Genomic DNA, 15,374 nt, shown 5'->3' with positions numbered 1-15,374 from the left:
CCGGCGTCCTTGCCCGTCTCTGCGCAGGCCACCGGGTTCCCGCGTCCGCGGCGGCGACGGCGGGCCGGCGCCGTCTCAGTGGTGCTTGTCCTCGCCGATCATCGCCAGCGAGTTGTACAGCCGGACATTCTTGCGATGCTGGCGCATCACCAGCAGCATGGTGCCGCAGACAAACATGCCGAAGGCGATGATCACGATGCCGATCGGCACGTTCAGCTTGATCAGCAGCGCATACAGGCACAGCATCAGCAGCACCGAAACGTTCTCGTTGAAGTTCTGCACCGCGATCGAGTGGCCCGCCGACAGCAGCACATGGCCGCGATGCTGCAGCAGCGCGTTCATCGGCACCACGAAGTAGCCCGACATGCCGCCCACCACCATCAGGAACACATAGGCGATCGCCATATACAGCGGCATCCGCATGCCCAGCACGTCCAGCGCGACATCGGGCATCGCGTCCTTGGTGTAGAAGGCCATCAGCATCACGATCGCGCCCATCGCGACGCCGAACGGCAGCACCGACAGCGACTTGCGCAGCGGGATGCGCATCGCCGCCATGATGGCGCCGACCGCCACGCCGACCGCGACCACGGCCTGCAGCAGCGCGCCCTGCGACAGGTTCAGGCCGAGCGATTTTTCCGCCCACTTCAGCACGATGAACTGCAGCGTCGCGCCGGCACCCCAGAACAGCGTGGTGACCGCCAGCGAGATCTGGCCGAGCTTGTCCTTCCATAGCGCGGTGAAGCAGTCGGCGAACTCGGCGATCAGCTTGATCGGGTTCTTTTCCTGCTGCGGATAGCGGGCGCCGGTGTCGGGGATGAACAGGTTGAACAGCGCGGCGATCACGTAGAACAGCATGATCACCACCATCGCCGCCTCGGCCGGCGTATCGATGCCGGTCTCGATCCACGGCAGGTCGATCGCCAGCATCAGGCTCGATACCTTGACCGAGATCAGCGCGCCGCCGACCACCGTGCCCAGAATGATCGAGCCGACCGTCAGGCCCTCGATCCAGCCGTTGGCGGCCACCAGGCGCTCGGCCGGCAGCAGCTCGGTCAGGATGCCGTACTTGGCCGGCGAATAGGCCGCCGCGCCGAAGCCGACCACGCCATAGGCCAGCAGCGGGTGCAGCCCGAACATCATGATCGCGCAGCCGGCGATCTTGATCGTGTTGGTGATGAACATCACCTTGCCCTTGGGCATCGAGTCGGCAAAGGCGCCGACGAAGGCGGCCAGCACGACATAGGACAGCACGAAGAACAGCTTGAGCAGCGGGGTCATCCACTGCGGGGAGTGCAATTCGGCGAGGAGGGCAATGGCGGCGATGAGCAGAGCGTTGTCGGCCAGCGAAGAAAAGAACTGCGCGGCCATGATGGTGTAAAAACCCTTCTTCATACCTTGGACTCTGTCTCCATCGCGATTTCCTTGCGCTACTGGCGTGCCCGCGCCAACGGCCGTCGGCATCGTGCGGAGGGGGTGAACGGCGGCCGTGCCAAAAGGAGGCCCGGGACGCACGGGTCGCCCGCGCCGGGTCCGGTTCGGCGTGGCGGGGGCGTGTACGTACCTGACGTGACCCGTCATATTGAATCACTTTTGAAACATGGCCGGAACGTCCGGCTTTATATCACGAAAGTCTTTCAATTCCGAAGAAGGGAAGACCGCAAATTGACCCGATTTGACCATTCGCTCCGGAGCGGATTCCCGGGAATTGCCGAACCAATGTGGTCAAATAACGGTCTACGCGGTGCCCCTTCGGTGTGCTGCCGCGCATGGATGCCGAACGCCCCGGTCAATCCGCGGTGTTCCCGCTGACAGTGCCCCGCGCACCACTTCGGCGCGCCCGCCCAGGCAAATAGCCGCCAGGGCCCCTGCGACGCCGCGAGGCCGCTGTGACGAACCTTCCCTGATCCCCATGCCAAGACCGATTCACGCTGTCATCCATCAACCCGCCCTGGCCAACAACCTCGAGGTGGTGCGCCGGCACGCGCCGGCTTCCCGCGTCTGGGCGGTGGTCAAGGCCAACGCCTACGGTCATGGCATCCGGCGCGCCTTCGCCGGCCTGCGCGCGGCCGATGGCTTCGGCCTGCTGGACCTGAACGAGGCCGTGCTGCTGCGCGAGCTGGGGTGGCAGGGCCCGATCCTGCTGCTCGAGGGCTTCTTCCAGCCCCAGGACGTGCCGCTGCTCGAGGAGTACCGGCTGACCACCGCGATCCACAACGAGGAGCAGCTGCGCATGCTCGAGGTTGCCCGTCCCAAGGGGCCGCTGGCGATCCAGCTCAAGCTCAATACCGGCATGAACCGGCTCGGCTTCGCACCGGACCAGTATCGTGCCGCCTGGGAGCGCGCCCGCACGCTGTCCGGGGTCGGCAGCATCGTCCATATGACGCACTTCTCCGACGCCGACGGCGAGCGCGGCATCGCGCATCAGCTGGAGGTGTTCGACGCCGCCACCGCCAATCTGCCGGGCGAGGCCAGCCTGTCCAACTCCGCGGCCACGCTGTGGCATCCGGCCGCGCACCGCGCCTGGGTGCGGCCCGGCATCGTGTTGTACGGCGCCTCGCCGAGCGGCCGGCACGCCGACATCGCGGACACCGGGCTGATGCCGGCGATGTCGCTGCACAGCGAACTGATCGCGGTGCAGGAATTGCGGCCCGGCGACACGGTCGGCTACGGCTCGCTGTATACCGCGGAGCGGCCGATGCGGATCGGCGTGGTCGCCTGCGGCTATGCCGACGGCTATCCGCGCCATGCCGCGGGCTGGGGCGACCAGCCGGCGCCGGTGCTGGTCGACGGCGTACGCACGCATCTGGTCGGCCGCGTGTCGATGGACATGCTGTGCGTCGACCTGACGCCGTGTCCGAAGGCGCGGGTCGGCTCGCCGGTGACGCTGTGGGGCCACGGCCTGCCGATCGACGATGTCGCCGCCGCCAGCGGTACGGTCGGCTACGAGCTGATGTGCGCGCTGGCGCCGCGGGTGCCGGTGACGGTCGCGACGCTGACGGTGCCGGATGCGCCCGGCGTGGCCGAGGCCGCGCCGGCCAAGTAGAATCGGCGCCTCTCCGCTCTCCGCTCTCCGGCCCCAAGGATTTCCGTTGGCAAAGACCAAGACCGTTTACACCTGTACCGAATGCGGCGGCTCCGTGCCGCGCTGGCAGGGGCAGTGCCCGCATTGCCAGCAATGGAACACGCTGGTCGAGAGCGTGCCCGAGACGCCGTCGGCGCGGCGCTTCCAGCCGCTGGCAGCCTCGAGCACGGTGCAGCGGCTGTCGGAAATCGAGGCGTCCGACGTGCCGCGCTTTACCAGCGGCATCGAGGAATTCGACCGGGTGCTCGGCGGCGGGCTGGTCGCTGGCGGCGTGGTGCTGATCGGCGGCGACCCCGGCATCGGCAAGTCCACGCTGCTGCTGCAGGCGCTGGCGAATCTGGCGGCCAGCCGGCGCGTGCTCTATGTCAGCGGCGAGGAGTCGGGCGCGCAGATCGCGCTGCGCGCGCAGCGGCTCGGCATCGACAGTCCGAGCCTGGGGCTGCTGCCCGAGATCCAGCTCGAGAAGATCCAGGCGACGCTCGACGCCGACAAGCCCGAGGTCGCGGTGATCGACTCGATCCAGACGCTGTACTCGGAGGCGCTGACATCGGCGCCGGGCTCGGTGGCACAGGTGCGCGAATGCGCGGCGCAGCTGACGCGGATCGCCAAGAGCAGCGGCACCACGATCATCCTGGTCGGCCATGTGACCAAGGAAGGCAGCCTGGCCGGGCCGCGCGTGCTCGAGCATATCGTCGACACGGTGCTGTATTTCGAGGGCGACACGCATTCGTCGCACCGGCTGATCCGCGCGTTCAAGAACCGCTTCGGCGCGGTCAACGAGCTGGGCGTGTTCGCGATGACCGAGCGCGGCCTGCGCGGCATCAGCAATCCGTCGGCGCTGTTCCTGTCCCAGCATGAGCAGACCGTGTCCGGGTCCTGCGTGATGGTCACGCAGGAGGGCTCGCGCCCGCTGCTGGTCGAGATCCAGGCGCTGGTCGATGCGGCGCACGTGCCGAATCCGCGCCGCCTGGCGGTGGGCCTGGAGCAGAACCGGCTGGCGCTGCTGCTGGCCGTGCTGCACCGCCACGCCGGCATCGCCTGCTTCGACCAGGACGTGTTCCTCAATGCGGTGGGCGGGGTCAAGATCACCGAACCGGCCGCCGACCTGGCGGTGCTGCTGTCGATCCATTCGTCGATGCGCAACAAGCCCTTGCCGCGCGGACTGGTGGTATTCGGCGAGGTGGGGCTGGCCGGCGAGATCCGCCCGAGCCCGCGCGGCCAGGACCGGCTGCGCGAGGCCGCCAAGCTGGGCTTTACGCAGGCGGTGATCCCGAAGGCCAATGCGCCGAAGCAGCCGATCGACGGGCTCGAGGTGATCGCCGTCGAGCGAATCGAGCAGGCGATCGAGCGGGTGCGCTACCTCGACGGCTAGATTCGCGGTCCGTGGGGCGGCCATGCGCGCGCCCGGATAGAGACGGGCCGAAGCACGGGCCTCAACCGAACACCGAGTCCTCGCACAGCGCGCCGAGCAGCGCGGCGATCAGCACCACGGCCGACACGAACAGCCAGCGCTGCGTGCGGCGATATTCGGGCACCTGGTCGTCCTCGACCCGCAGCGAACGGAATAGCGCGACCACCTGCAGGCCGGCCGCGACGCCCAGCGAGACCTCGACCGCCAGCGACAGCGGATTCCACGCGCCCGGGCTCTCGAAGCTCCAGTAGCGCCAGAAGGCCAGCGTAAAGGCGAGCAGCACGGAGATCGCGGTGATGAACCCCTGGCGATAGCCGACCGGCACCACCGGTACCGAGGGTTTCCCGGCGTTTGCCGAGTTGGCCGCCGCGTCGCGCCGGGCCATGGACGCAGCGGGCGGCGGGGTCGTACGAAAACGCGGGGCACGCACATCGTTGCTGCGCACCGCGCGCAGCGCATTGCTCTTCATGGGTACTGTCCTCAACCAAGCCGGGGGCGGACGCATGGGGATCGCACGGGATCGCATCGCGCCGACACAATGAACGGCATTGTTGGCGCGATCGCCGGCCTCGGCAATGCAAAGCCGCCGCGCTGCGGCGATCGGCCGCAACGATGCCCCCAGCGCGTGCAGGGGTCATCGCATCGCTGCGACGCGCGCGTTGCAAAATCGGTAAGATGGCGCCTGTCCGCGATGCCGGACCACCGCTATCGCCATGCCTTGTCTATCCGGAACGCTCCGGATCCAGTTCACCGCTCTTGTTCACCGCTCTGTCGACCGCCATTCCGCCATGCAAGCGAATTCCCGCGCCTACTTCCTGCTGATTGCCATCGTCTCGTTCGGGCTGGTCGGCTACGCCCTGTATCTGCAGCACGCGCAGGGCTACCAGCCATGTCCGCTCTGCGTGATGCAGCGCTTCGCCTTCGTCGCGATCGGCCTGTTCTCGCTGCTGGCCGCGCTGGGGCAGGGCACCCGCACGCTGTGGCAAGGGCTGGCGATGCTGTCGGGCGTCGGCGGCATCGCGGTCGCCGGCTACCACATCTCGCTGCTGCTCGATCCGAAGGCGAGCTGCGGCATCGATCCGCTCGAGAACTGGGTCAACGCGCTGCCGACCGCGCGCGTGCTGCCGCAGGTCTTCTATTCCGACGGTCTGTGCACCGCGCCGCTGCCGCCGGTGCTGGGCATCTCGATCCCCGGCTGGTCGCTGATCTGGCTGGTGGTGCTGACCGGCGTGCTGGCGGTCGGACTGATCCGGCGCGAGCGCAACTATCGTTGAGCGAGCCCCCGCGGCCGCTCGGCAACATCATTGGAGAAACTGGCCGTGTTCCGTTGGTTTGAAAGGCGCATCCACAACTACCCGGATTCGCTTCCCGATACGCCGCCGCAGCACTGGATCGCGTTCATCGTCGATTGCACCGCGGGCGTGCGGCGTTACTTGCTGTTGCTGGTGCTGTGCGCGATGGCGATCGGCATCTTCGAGGCCGTGCTGTTCAGCATGCTGGGCCGTCTGGTCGACTGGCTGGCCCAGGTCCAGCCGCAGCAGCTGTGGTCGACCTATGCCAATCGCCTGCTGCTGCTCGCCGGCATCGTGCTGGCCAGCATCGTCGTGGTCGCGGTCTGGAGCATGCTGAAGTTCCAGACGCTGTTCGGCAACTTCCCGATGCGGCTGCGCTGGAATTTCCACCGGCTGATGCTGAACCAGAGCATGGGCTTCTTCCAGGACGAGTTCGCCGGCCGCGTCACCACCAAGGTCATGCAGACCGCGCTGGCCGTGCGTGACGCGGTGATGACGGTCGCCGATATCCTGGTCTATATCGTGATCTACCTGGTGTCGGCGGCGGTGGTGCTGGCCAATTTCGACGGCTGGCTGCTGGCGCCGTTCCTGTTGTGGGTCGTCGCCTATGTCGGCGCATCGTGGTACTTCGTGCCGCGGCTGGCGCGCGTGTCGGCGCATCAGGCCGACGCGCGCTCGGTGATGACCGGGCGCGTGACCGACGCCTATACCAATATCGCGACCGTCAAGCTGTTCTCGCACTCGCGGCGCGAGGCCAGCTACGTGCGCAGCGCGATGCAGGAATTCATGCAGCCGGTCTATGCGCAGGGGCGGCTGATCAGCGCCTTCGAGATCGTCAACCACACGCTGATCATGATGCTGATCGTCGCCACCACGGGGCTCGCGCTGTACCTGTGGTCGGCCGGCCAGATCGGCATCGGCGCGGTGGCGGCAGCGACCGCGATGGCGATGCGGCTGAACGGCATCTCGCAATGGGCGATGTGGGAGATCGCCGAGCTGTTCGAGCATATCGGCACGGTGCGCGACGGCGTGTCGACACTGGCGCGTCCCCGGCATATCGAGGACCGTGCCGATGCGGTACCGCTGCGGGTGCCGCAGGGCGAAATCCGCTTCGAGCACGTCGGCTTCTCCTACGGCTCGGGCCGGCCGGTATTCGACGACTTCACGCTGACGATCCGTCCCGGCGAAAAGGTCGGGCTGGTGGGCCGCTCGGGCGCGGGCAAGTCGACGCTGGTCAACCTGCTGCTGCGCTTCTATGACGTCGAGTCGGGCCGCATCCTGATCGATGGCCAGGATATCGCCGGCGTGACGCAGGACAGCCTGCGCGCGCAGATCGGCATGGTCACGCAGGACACCTCGCTGCTGCACCGTTCGGTGCGCGACAACATCGTCTACGGCCGCCCCGATGCCAGCGATGCCGAGATGGTGGCGGCCGCGCGGCGCGCCGAGGCCGAGGACTTCATCCACACGCTGAGCGACCGGGAAGGCCGGCGCGGCTACGACGCGCACGTCGGCGAGCGCGGCGTCAAGCTGTCGGGCGGCCAGCGCCAGCGCATCGCGATCGCCCGCGTGATGCTCAAGGACGCGCCGATCCTGCTGCTGGACGAGGCCACCAGCGCGCTCGACAGCGAGGTCGAGATCGCGATCCAGCAGAGCCTGTACCGGCTGATGGAAGGCAAGACCGTGGTGGCGATCGCGCACCGGCTGTCGACGCTGGCGGCGATGGACCGCATCGTCGTGCTGGACCGCGGCCGCATCGTCGAGCAGGGCTCGCACCGCGAGCTGCTGCAGCGCGGCGGCTTGTACAGCCGGCTGTGGGCCCACCAGAGCGGGGGCTTCCTGACGGCCGAGGAGGCGCTGCAGGAGTAAGCGGCCGGGGTCGCAAAACCCGCCGGGAAATGGCAGCGCGAAATGGCAGCGCGAAATGGCAGCCGGAAACAGCAGCCGGAAAGGGGCCGGCAAGCGGGGAAGCGGGGAAGCGGGGTAGGGGAGCAGGAAGGGCTCGCGGCGCGAAGCCGCTCGCCCGATCAGGCGATCTGCTCGATCTGCTCCTGCAACTCCAGCCAGCGCTCCTCCAGCGCGGCCAGTTCCCCTTCGACCTCGCCCTGGCGCTTGAGCATCTCCAGCAGCCTGGCCTTGTTGGCCTCGGCATAGCTGGCCTCGTCGGCCATGAAGGCGTCGATCTCGGTCTTGGCCTGTTGCAGCACGGCCATCCGCTTCTCGACCTTTTCCAGTTCCTTGGCCAGCGGTTTGCGCAGCTGCGCCAGCCGCTGCCTTTCGTCGGCCTCGGCGCGGCGCTGGTCGCGGCGGTTCTGCGCGGGCGCCGCGTCGATGGCACCGTCAGCGCCATCGGCCCGATGCGCCGCCGCCGCGGCGTTGCGCTTGGCGGCGGCCTGCTGCAGCAGCCAGTCGCGATAGTCGTCGAGGTCGCCGTCGAAGGGCTGCAGACCGCCGTCGGCCACCAGCATGAACTGGTCGGTGGTGGCGCGCAGCAGATGCCGGTCGTGCGAGACCAGGATCAGCGTGCCCTCGAACTGCGCCAGCGCCATCGTCAGCGCCTCGCGCGTATCGAGATCCAGGTGGTTGGTCGGCTCGTCGAGCAGCAGCAGATTGGGCTTCTGCCAGACGATCAGCGCCAGCGCCAGACGCGCCTTCTCGCCGCCAGAGAACGGCTCGATCGGCGAGGTCGCCATGTCGCCGCGGAAATTGAAGCTGCCGAGGAAGTCGCGCAGTTCCTGCTCGCGCGTATCGGGCGCCAGCCGCGCCAGATGCTGCAGCGGCGAGTCGTGGTCGCGCAGCGTCTCCAGCTGGTGCTGGGCGAAGTAGCCGATCTGCAGGCCCTTGCCGTGCCGCAGCGTGCCGGCCAGCGGCGCCAGCGTACCGGCCAGCGTCTTGACCAGCGTCGATTTGCCCTGGCCGTTGGCGCCGAGCAGGCCGATGCGCTGGCCGTTCTGGATCGACAGCGTCAGGCCGCGCAGGATCGTCACCGGCGGCGGCCCCGCGTAGCCGCAGTCGACGGCATCGAGCACCATCATCGGATTGGGGGCGGCATCGGGCTCGCGGAATTCGAACGAGAAGCCGGCCGCGGCGTGCACCGGCGCCAGCCGTTCCATCTTCTCCAGCGCCTTGACGCGGCTCTGCGCCTGGCGCGCCTTGGTCGCCTTGGCCTTGAAGCGGGTGATGAACGATTCCAGGTGGGCGATCTGCTTCTGCTGGCGCGCGTAGGCGGCCTGCTGCTGCGCCATCTGCTGCAGCCGCAGCGTCTCGAACAGGCTGTAGTTGCCGCCGTAGCGGCGCAGCTGCTGCTGTTCGATATGGACCGTGACGTTGCAGATCGCGTCGAGGAATTCGCGGTCGTGCGAGATCATCACCAGCGTGCCGGGATAGCGCGCCAGCCAGTCTTCGAGCCAGACGATCGCGTCGAGATCCAGGTGGTTGGTCGGTTCGTCGAGCAGCAGCAGATCGGACGGGCACATCAGCGCCTGCGCCAGGTTCAGCCGCATGCGCCAGCCGCCGGAGAAGGCCGCCACCGGCTGGCCCACTTGCGCCAGCGTGAAGCCCAGGCCCAGCAGCAGCGCCTCGGCGCGCGAGGCCGCGGTGTAGCCGTCGGCGTCCGCGTAGGCCGCGTGCGCTTCGGCCTCGGCGTGGCCATCGCCGCTCTGCTGGGCGGCGGCGATGGTTTGTTCTATCGCGCGCAGCCGGGTATCGCCGTCGATCACGTAGTCCAGCGCGCTGCGCTCGACCGCCGGCGTTTCCTGCGCGACATGGGCCACGCGCCATTGCGCCGGCACCGCGACGTCGCCGCCGTCCGGATGCAATTCGCCGCGCAGCAGCGCGAACAGCGTCGATTTGCCGCTGCCGTTGGCACCGACCAGGCCGACGCGCTCGCCGGGATTGAGCGTCACGCTGGTGTGGTCGAACAGCACCTTGGTGCCGCGCTGGAGTACTAGCTGGTCGATTCGGATCACGAGAGTCTTCTATGGAAAGTCGAGCCCGGCACGAGGCCGGGCAGCGCGCATTTTAGCTTGGGGCGGCGGGCGGCATGCCGCGAGGCTATCGTTGCGCTATCGCGCCCGGCGGGTTTTCGCGCGACAATGCGCCCCCGCCGCCGTTTCGGCCTCCTTTTTGCTGCTTCGTTGTCCCACCGTCAAGGCATGCCCCTCGAGCCCGCTTCCGTCCTCGGTCCAGACCCGGCCGCAACCTGGACCGCCGTCCGCAAGGATTTCGTCGAGCCCGGCACGCGCTGCGCCGGCGCGGGAATCGGCATGCCGGCGGGCAACAAGGGCCACGGCATCGGCTCGGGCCACGCCTATATCCTGCGCGACGCGGCCGGCCGCGAGCATGCGTTCGGACCCGATTGCGCGCTGCGGCTGCTGGGCGGCCATGGCGCGCTCGACGCGGTGCCTGATTTCACCGCGCGCGCGGCCGGCGCCGGACCCTGGCGCGACGACGTGTGGCAGCGCCGCGGCGGGGGCCGGCAACGAGGACGGGACGGCGAACGCGAACTGGCTCGCCAGCATGCCGCCGCGGTCCGCTATCTGCTGCTGCGCATGGACAAGGTTGCCGGCGTGCCGCGCGTGCAGCCCAGCGTCCGTTTCGCTCCGCTCGAGCCGCTGTATGCGGCCTGGCGCGAGCACGGCAAGCTGACCCAGCAGCAGGCCGCCCGCGTGCTGGCGATCGAGCGCAGCCCGTCGACGCCGGCCACGCTGAAGACAGCCAATCTGCTCGACGTCTACACCGCGTACGTGCAGCTGGAGCGCGCGCTGCGCGAGGCGGTGCGGCTGGAGCAGCAGCGCTTCCTGCGCGGCGTGATGGACTGGCTGGCCCGCCATCTGACGCTGACGCGCGCGCAGGGCGAGGCGGCGGGGCTGGCGCTGCATCCGCGCGCGTGGCAGCTGGAGACGCCGCCGCGGCTTGCGGCGGCAGCGCGGGATGCCGACTGGGACGGCTGATCGGAACCGCCCCGGAGCGGCCTACCGGCGATCGTCGAGATCGAGATCGTCGTACGGCAGGCTGACGTAGATGAGCACGGTCAGCAGCGTGATGAAGAAGCGGAAGGCGTCGGGCACGCCGTTCCACTCCTTCGACATCCACATGCCGAACCATTCGCCGCCGATCGACATGAAGGCGACCTGCCAGGTCAGGAAACCGAGCGTCAGGCCGGCCACCGCCCAGGTCTTGGCGCGATGGAATGCGCGCGGCGATTGCCCGCGCGCGCGCCACAGCGCGATGCCGCCGGCCCAGCACAGCAGCGCGGTGGCCGTCTCGAGCGCGATGATGCCGATGTAGCCGGCGTGATGCAGCACCGGCGAACGGATCGCGCGGTACATGATGCCGTTGCCGGGGAAGGTCGTGTCCATCAGGAAGACATGCTGGACGAAGGCGAAGTTGGTGCCGTAGTCGGTGATGTTGCCGAACGACACCAGCGAGGCGAACAGGGCCATGGCCAATACCGCGGCGATCTTGGAATAACGCACGATCATGTCGAAGTTTCAGGAGCAAGAGACCGCCGGTGCGCCGGTGGGATGGGCGTGCCAACCCCGGGCCGGTCGAACGACGTGGCGGTCGGAATGAAGGGAAGAGGCGGGACCCGGAACGGGCGCGAGGGAAATCCGGCTGGAGATCGGGACTGGTGTTACCTGAGACGCGTGGCGGGCCTGGGAAGCCGCGCCGGCCGCGCTGGATCGATCCAACCTTGTGCGGACGGGATTGTACCGGCTGGCGTGTCGCGGCGGAATGGCGTTTAATGCGGTGATCGATCCTGGTCGCCCGGAGAGCCGCCGATGCAGCTGCACGATTGCTTTTCAAGCCGCTACGAGGAAGCCCGCGCGAAGTTCCGGCTCGCCGCCGAGAACGTCGGCGACGTGCCCACGCCGTTCGCGCACCCGACGCGGCGCGGCGCCGAGGACGAGGAACTGGCGATGGACGTCGCCTGGATCGGCCCGCGCGACGCGCGCCATCTGATCCTGGTCACCTCGGCGATGCACGGCGCCGAGGGCTTCTGCGGCTCCGGCGCGCAGATCGCGCTGCTGCACGATGCCGCGCTGCTGCAGCAATGCGCCAAGGCCGGGGCGGCGCTGCTGCTGGTCCATGCGGTCAACCCCTACGGCTTTTCGCACATGCGGCGGGTCAACGAGGACAACGTCGACCTGAACCGCAACTTCATGGATTTCACGCGGCCGCTGCCGCAAAACCCCGCCTATGCCGAGGTCGCGCCGCTGCTGCTGCCGGCGCACTGGCCGCCATCGGAGCAGGACGAGGCCGCGCTGGCGCGTGCGATCGCCGAGCGCGGCATGAGCTGGTATCAGGCCGCCGTCAGCGCGGGCCAGTACGACGATCCGCACGGCATGTTCTATGGCGGCCGCGTGGCGACCTGGAGCAATTACACGCTGCGCCGCATCCTGGCGCGCTACGGCGCGGGACGCACCAGCCTGCGCTGGATCGACATCCATACCGGGCTGGGGCCCTGGGGCTATGGCGAGCCGATCTACATGGGGCCCGACGACGCGCCGCAGCTGGAGCGGACCCGCGCGATCTGGGGCCAGCACGTGACGTCGATGTACGACGGCTCGTCGACGTCGGCCAACCTGACCGGGCTGGCCTGGCACGCCGTTCCGGATACGCTGCCCAATATCGACTTTGCCGGCATTGCGCTGGAGTTCGGTACCTTGCCGCTGCCCGACGTATTGCAGGCGCTGCGCGGCGACCACTGGCTGCATCTGCATCCGGACGCCGACAACACGCAGCGCGCGCTGATCCGCCAGGGCATGTGGCGCGCCTTCTATGGCGACGCCGACGATTGGCGCGAAGGGGTGGTCGAGCAGTGCACGACCGCGGTGCGGGCGGCTGTGGCGGGGCTGGGGGCGCTGGCGGAAGGCTGAGAAACCACCTCCTCTCCCCAGCCCTCTCCCCCTGAGGGGCAGAATATCACCGGCAACGCAGGACCAGCAAAGGGCCCTACAGCCCCGCTGCCTCCAGCGCTTCGTACGTCAGCAGGAACACCTGTTCCTCGCCGGCGCTGACCGTCAGCCAGATCAGTTCCAGATCGGGGAAGGCGGCCTCGACATTGTCGAACTCGTTGCCGATCTCGACCACCAGTACGCCGCCGGGATTCAGCCGGGCGCGTGCGCCGGCCACGATCCGGCGCACCACGTCCATGCCGTCGTCGCCGCCGGCGAGCGCGATGCGGGGCTCGGCCAGATACTCGGCGGGCAGCCGCTGCATGGCGCCTTCGTTCACATAAGGCGGATTGCTGAGGATCACGTCGTAGGTCGCGCCCGGCGGCAGCGGCGCGTACAGGTCGCCGTGATGCAGATGGATGCGGTCCTCGAGCCCATAGTCGGCGACATTGCGGCGCGCCACCTCGAGGGCATCGGCCGAGATGTCGACCGCGTCGATCGTCGCGTGCGGCCAGGCCTGCGCGGCCAGGATCGGCAGGCAGCCCGAGCCGGTGCACAGCTCCAGCACCGGTCCGATCGCATCGACATCGCCGACCCACGGGTCCAGTCCGTCCTGCAGCAGCTCGCCGATGAAGCTGCGCGGCACGATCACGCGCTCGTCGACATAGAAGCGCTGCCCATGCATGTACGCCTCGTGCGTGATGTAGGCCGCCGGCACGCGCTCGTCGACGCGGCGGCGGATCACCTCCATCACCGCGGCAATCTCCTCGGGCAGCAGCCGCGCATCGAGGAAGGGCTCGAGCGTATCGAGCGGCAGATGCAGCGTATGCAGGATCAGGTAGACCGCCTCGTCGTAGGCGTTGTCGGTACCGTGGCCGAACGACAGGCCGGCCTGGGTGAAGCGCGACACCGCCAGGCGCAGCAGATCGCGGACGGTGGACAGGGGAGAGGCGTGAGCCATGGCGAAGGAGAGGTCAGGGGTCGATCGGTGCGGCGCGATGACAGTGGCGCGGCCGGGGCGGGTCGCTCAGGCGATCAGCCGTTCCAGCACGCCGCGATAGATGTTCTTCAACGGCTCGATGAAGCGCACGTCGACGTGCTCGTCGATCTTGTGGATGCTTGCATTGGGCGGACCGAACTCGATCACCTGCGGGCAGATCTTCGCGATGAAGCGTCCGTCCGAGGTGCCGCCGGTGGTCGACAGTTCGGTCTGCACGCCGGTCTCGGCGGCGATCGCCGCGGCCATCGCCTCGGACAGCTCGCCGCGCGGCGTCAGGAACGGTTCGCCGCCCAGCGTCCAGTCGAGCTGGTAGTCGAGCCCGTGGCGATCGAGGATCGCGTGCACGCGGGCCTTCAGCTGCTCCGGCGTGCTGGCCGTCGAGAAGCGGAAGTTGAAATCGATCGTCACGTGGCCGGGGATCACGTTGGTCGCGCCGGTGCCCGCGTGGATGTTCGACATCTGCCAGGTGGTCGGCGGGAAATACGCATTGCCTTCGTCCCAGCGCTCGCCGACCAGTTCGGCCAGCGCCGGCGCCGCCAGATGGATCGGATTGCGCGCCAGGTGCGGGTAGGCGATATGGCCCTGCACGCCCTTGACGGTCAGCTTGCCGGACAGCGAGCCGCGCCGGCCGTTCTTGACCATGTCGCCGAGCGTGTCGACCGAGGTCGGCTCGCCGACCACGCAGTAGTCGAGCCGTTCGCCGCGCGCCTGCAGCGCCTGCACGACCTTGACGGTGCCGTCGTGCGCCGGGCCTTCCTCGTCGCTGGTGATCAACAGCGCGATCGAGCCGGCATGGTCCGGATGAGCCTGCAGGAATTCCTCGATCGCCACCACGAAGCCCGCGATCGAGGTCTTCATGTCGGCGGCGCCGCGGCCGTACAGCTTGCCGTCGCGATGCGTCGGCTCGAACGGCGGCGAAGTCCATTGCTCCAGCGGGCCGGTCGGCACCACATCGGTGTGGCCGGCGAAGGCCAGCAGCTTGCCGCCGGTGCCCAGCCGGCCGCGCTTGACGGCCCACAGATTGGTCACGCGAAACGAGTCCGGGCCGCTGACCAGCGATTCGCAGGTGAAGCCGAGCGCGGACAGCCGCGCCTGCAGCACGGCCTGGCAGCCTTCGTCGGCGGGAGTCACCGACTGGCGGCGGATCAGGTCTTCGGTCAGCGCCAGCGTGGGATTGGCGGCGGGCGTTGCGGGGGCGTTGGCGGTCATGGTGCGGCGGTGGGGAGGCGGTCAGGCGGTGAGGGCATCAAGCGGCGAGCGAGCTCAGCCGTGGAAACGTTCGGCGTACTGGTCCGCGGCAAAGCCGACCGCAACCGTGCCGTCATGCTCGAGCACCGGCCGCTTGATCAGCGAGGGGCTGCGCTGCATCAGCGCGATCGCGCCGTCGGCGTTCTCGGCCAGCGCCTTGTCGGCGTCCGGCAGCGCGCGCCAGGTGGTGCCCTTGCGGTTGAGCAGCAGCGACAGCGGCACCTGCTTCAGCCAGCGGCGCAGCATCGTCTCGTCGACGCCCTGCTTCTTGAAATCGTGGAAGGCGTAGTCGACGCCGTTGGATTCGAGCCAGGTGCGGGCTTTCTTGACGGTATCGCAGTTCGGGATGCCGTAGAGCTGGACGGTCATGGCGAATGAAGAATGAAACGTTGGCAGGGGTGGCGACGGTGACGCAGGCGCGATGGCGCGGACCGAAGCC

The 15,374-nt window shown here is 68.6% G+C and carries 13 protein-coding genes; 6 read left to right on the top strand and 7 right to left on the bottom strand.

The annotated features are described in order from the left end of the window. Positions 1-75: 75 nt before the first annotated feature. On the bottom strand, positions 76-1,395 hold the full coding sequence (gene lplT / locus F7Q96_RS21835; RefSeq protein WP_053821641.1) for a lysophospholipid transporter LplT: 1,320 nt from the start codon (positions 1,393-1,395) through the stop codon (positions 76-78). 517 nt (positions 1,396-1,912) lie between these two features. Between lplT and alr the strand changes: the two genes are divergently transcribed. Next, the gene (gene alr, locus F7Q96_RS21830; protein ID WP_053821642.1) at positions 1,913-3,046 is read left to right on the top strand and encodes an alanine racemase; all 1,134 of its coding nucleotides are present in this window, start codon (positions 1,913-1,915) and stop codon (positions 3,044-3,046) included. A 46-nt stretch (positions 3,047-3,092) separates the two neighbouring features. Continuing rightward, positions 3,093-4,457, top strand: a complete 1,365-nt coding sequence (gene radA, locus F7Q96_RS21825; protein ID WP_023263825.1) for a DNA repair protein RadA — start codon at positions 3,093-3,095, stop codon at positions 4,455-4,457. 61 nt (positions 4,458-4,518) lie between these two features. On the opposite strand, the gene F7Q96_RS21820 is transcribed toward radA, so the two are convergent. Further along, positions 4,519-4,965 carry a hypothetical protein gene (locus tag F7Q96_RS21820; protein ID WP_315904144.1) on the bottom strand — a complete coding sequence of 149 codons (447 nt, stop codon included), beginning with the start codon at positions 4,963-4,965 and terminating at the stop codon, positions 4,519-4,521. Between the two features lie 319 nt (positions 4,966-5,284). Here F7Q96_RS21820 and F7Q96_RS21815 point away from each other — a divergent pair, with 319 nt between their 5' ends. Both F7Q96_RS21815 and F7Q96_RS21810 read left to right on the top strand, forming a co-directional pair. Next, positions 5,285-5,770, top strand: coding sequence for a disulfide bond formation protein B (locus tag F7Q96_RS21815; RefSeq protein WP_006577845.1), 486 nt, complete (start codon positions 5,285-5,287; stop codon positions 5,768-5,770). Positions 5,771-5,815: 45 nt separating this feature from the next. Next, positions 5,816-7,657, top strand: a complete 1,842-nt coding sequence (locus F7Q96_RS21810; RefSeq protein WP_053823062.1) for an ABC transporter ATP-binding protein — start codon at positions 5,816-5,818, stop codon at positions 7,655-7,657. Positions 7,658-7,815: 158 nt separating this feature from the next. On the opposite strand, the gene F7Q96_RS21805 is transcribed toward F7Q96_RS21810, so the two are convergent. Further along, positions 7,816-9,756 (bottom strand): ATP-binding cassette domain-containing protein, encoded by a 1,941-nt coding sequence (locus F7Q96_RS21805; RefSeq protein WP_053821643.1) that lies wholly within the window; start codon positions 9,754-9,756, stop codon positions 7,816-7,818. A gap of 186 nt (positions 9,757-9,942) precedes the next feature. On the opposite strand from F7Q96_RS21805, the gene F7Q96_RS21800 reads away from it, so the two are divergent. Further along, positions 9,943-10,740, top strand: coding sequence for a hypothetical protein (locus F7Q96_RS21800; protein ID WP_053821644.1), 798 nt, complete (start codon positions 9,943-9,945; stop codon positions 10,738-10,740). Between the two features lie 21 nt (positions 10,741-10,761). On the opposite strand, the gene F7Q96_RS21795 is transcribed toward F7Q96_RS21800, so the two are convergent. Beyond that, a complete protein-coding gene (locus F7Q96_RS21795) occupies positions 10,762-11,271 on the bottom strand; it encodes a DUF2165 family protein (RefSeq protein WP_053821645.1) in 510 nt (169 codons plus the stop codon). A 300-nt stretch (positions 11,272-11,571) separates the two neighbouring features. On the opposite strand from F7Q96_RS21795, the gene F7Q96_RS21790 reads away from it, so the two are divergent. Beyond that, a complete protein-coding gene (locus F7Q96_RS21790; RefSeq protein WP_053821646.1) occupies positions 11,572-12,669 on the top strand; it encodes a M14 family metallopeptidase in 1,098 nt (365 codons plus the stop codon). 76 nt (positions 12,670-12,745) lie between these two features. Here the strand turns inward: F7Q96_RS21790 and prmB are convergent, their stop codons facing one another. From prmB to F7Q96_RS21775, 3 genes are all read right to left on the bottom strand, one after another. Further along, the gene (prmB, locus tag F7Q96_RS21785) at positions 12,746-13,648 is read right to left on the bottom strand and encodes a 50S ribosomal protein L3 N(5)-glutamine methyltransferase (protein WP_053821647.1); all 903 of its coding nucleotides are present in this window, start codon (positions 13,646-13,648) and stop codon (positions 12,746-12,748) included. A 66-nt stretch (positions 13,649-13,714) separates the two neighbouring features. Continuing rightward, a complete protein-coding gene (gene dapE / locus F7Q96_RS21780) occupies positions 13,715-14,896 on the bottom strand; it encodes a succinyl-diaminopimelate desuccinylase (protein ID WP_053821648.1) in 1,182 nt (393 codons plus the stop codon). A 54-nt stretch (positions 14,897-14,950) separates the two neighbouring features. Continuing rightward, entirely contained in the window at positions 14,951-15,304 is a 354-nt protein-coding gene (locus F7Q96_RS21775; protein ID WP_053821649.1) for an ArsC family reductase, read from the bottom strand. Positions 15,305-15,374 lie beyond the last annotated feature (70 nt).

It is taken from the genome of Cupriavidus gilardii, assembly GCF_008801915.1.
GTDB lineage: Bacteria > Pseudomonadota > Gammaproteobacteria > Burkholderiales > Burkholderiaceae > Cupriavidus > Cupriavidus gilardii.
Note: the sequence above shows the minus strand (reverse complement) of the source record. Positions and strands in the feature narration are given on the sequence as shown.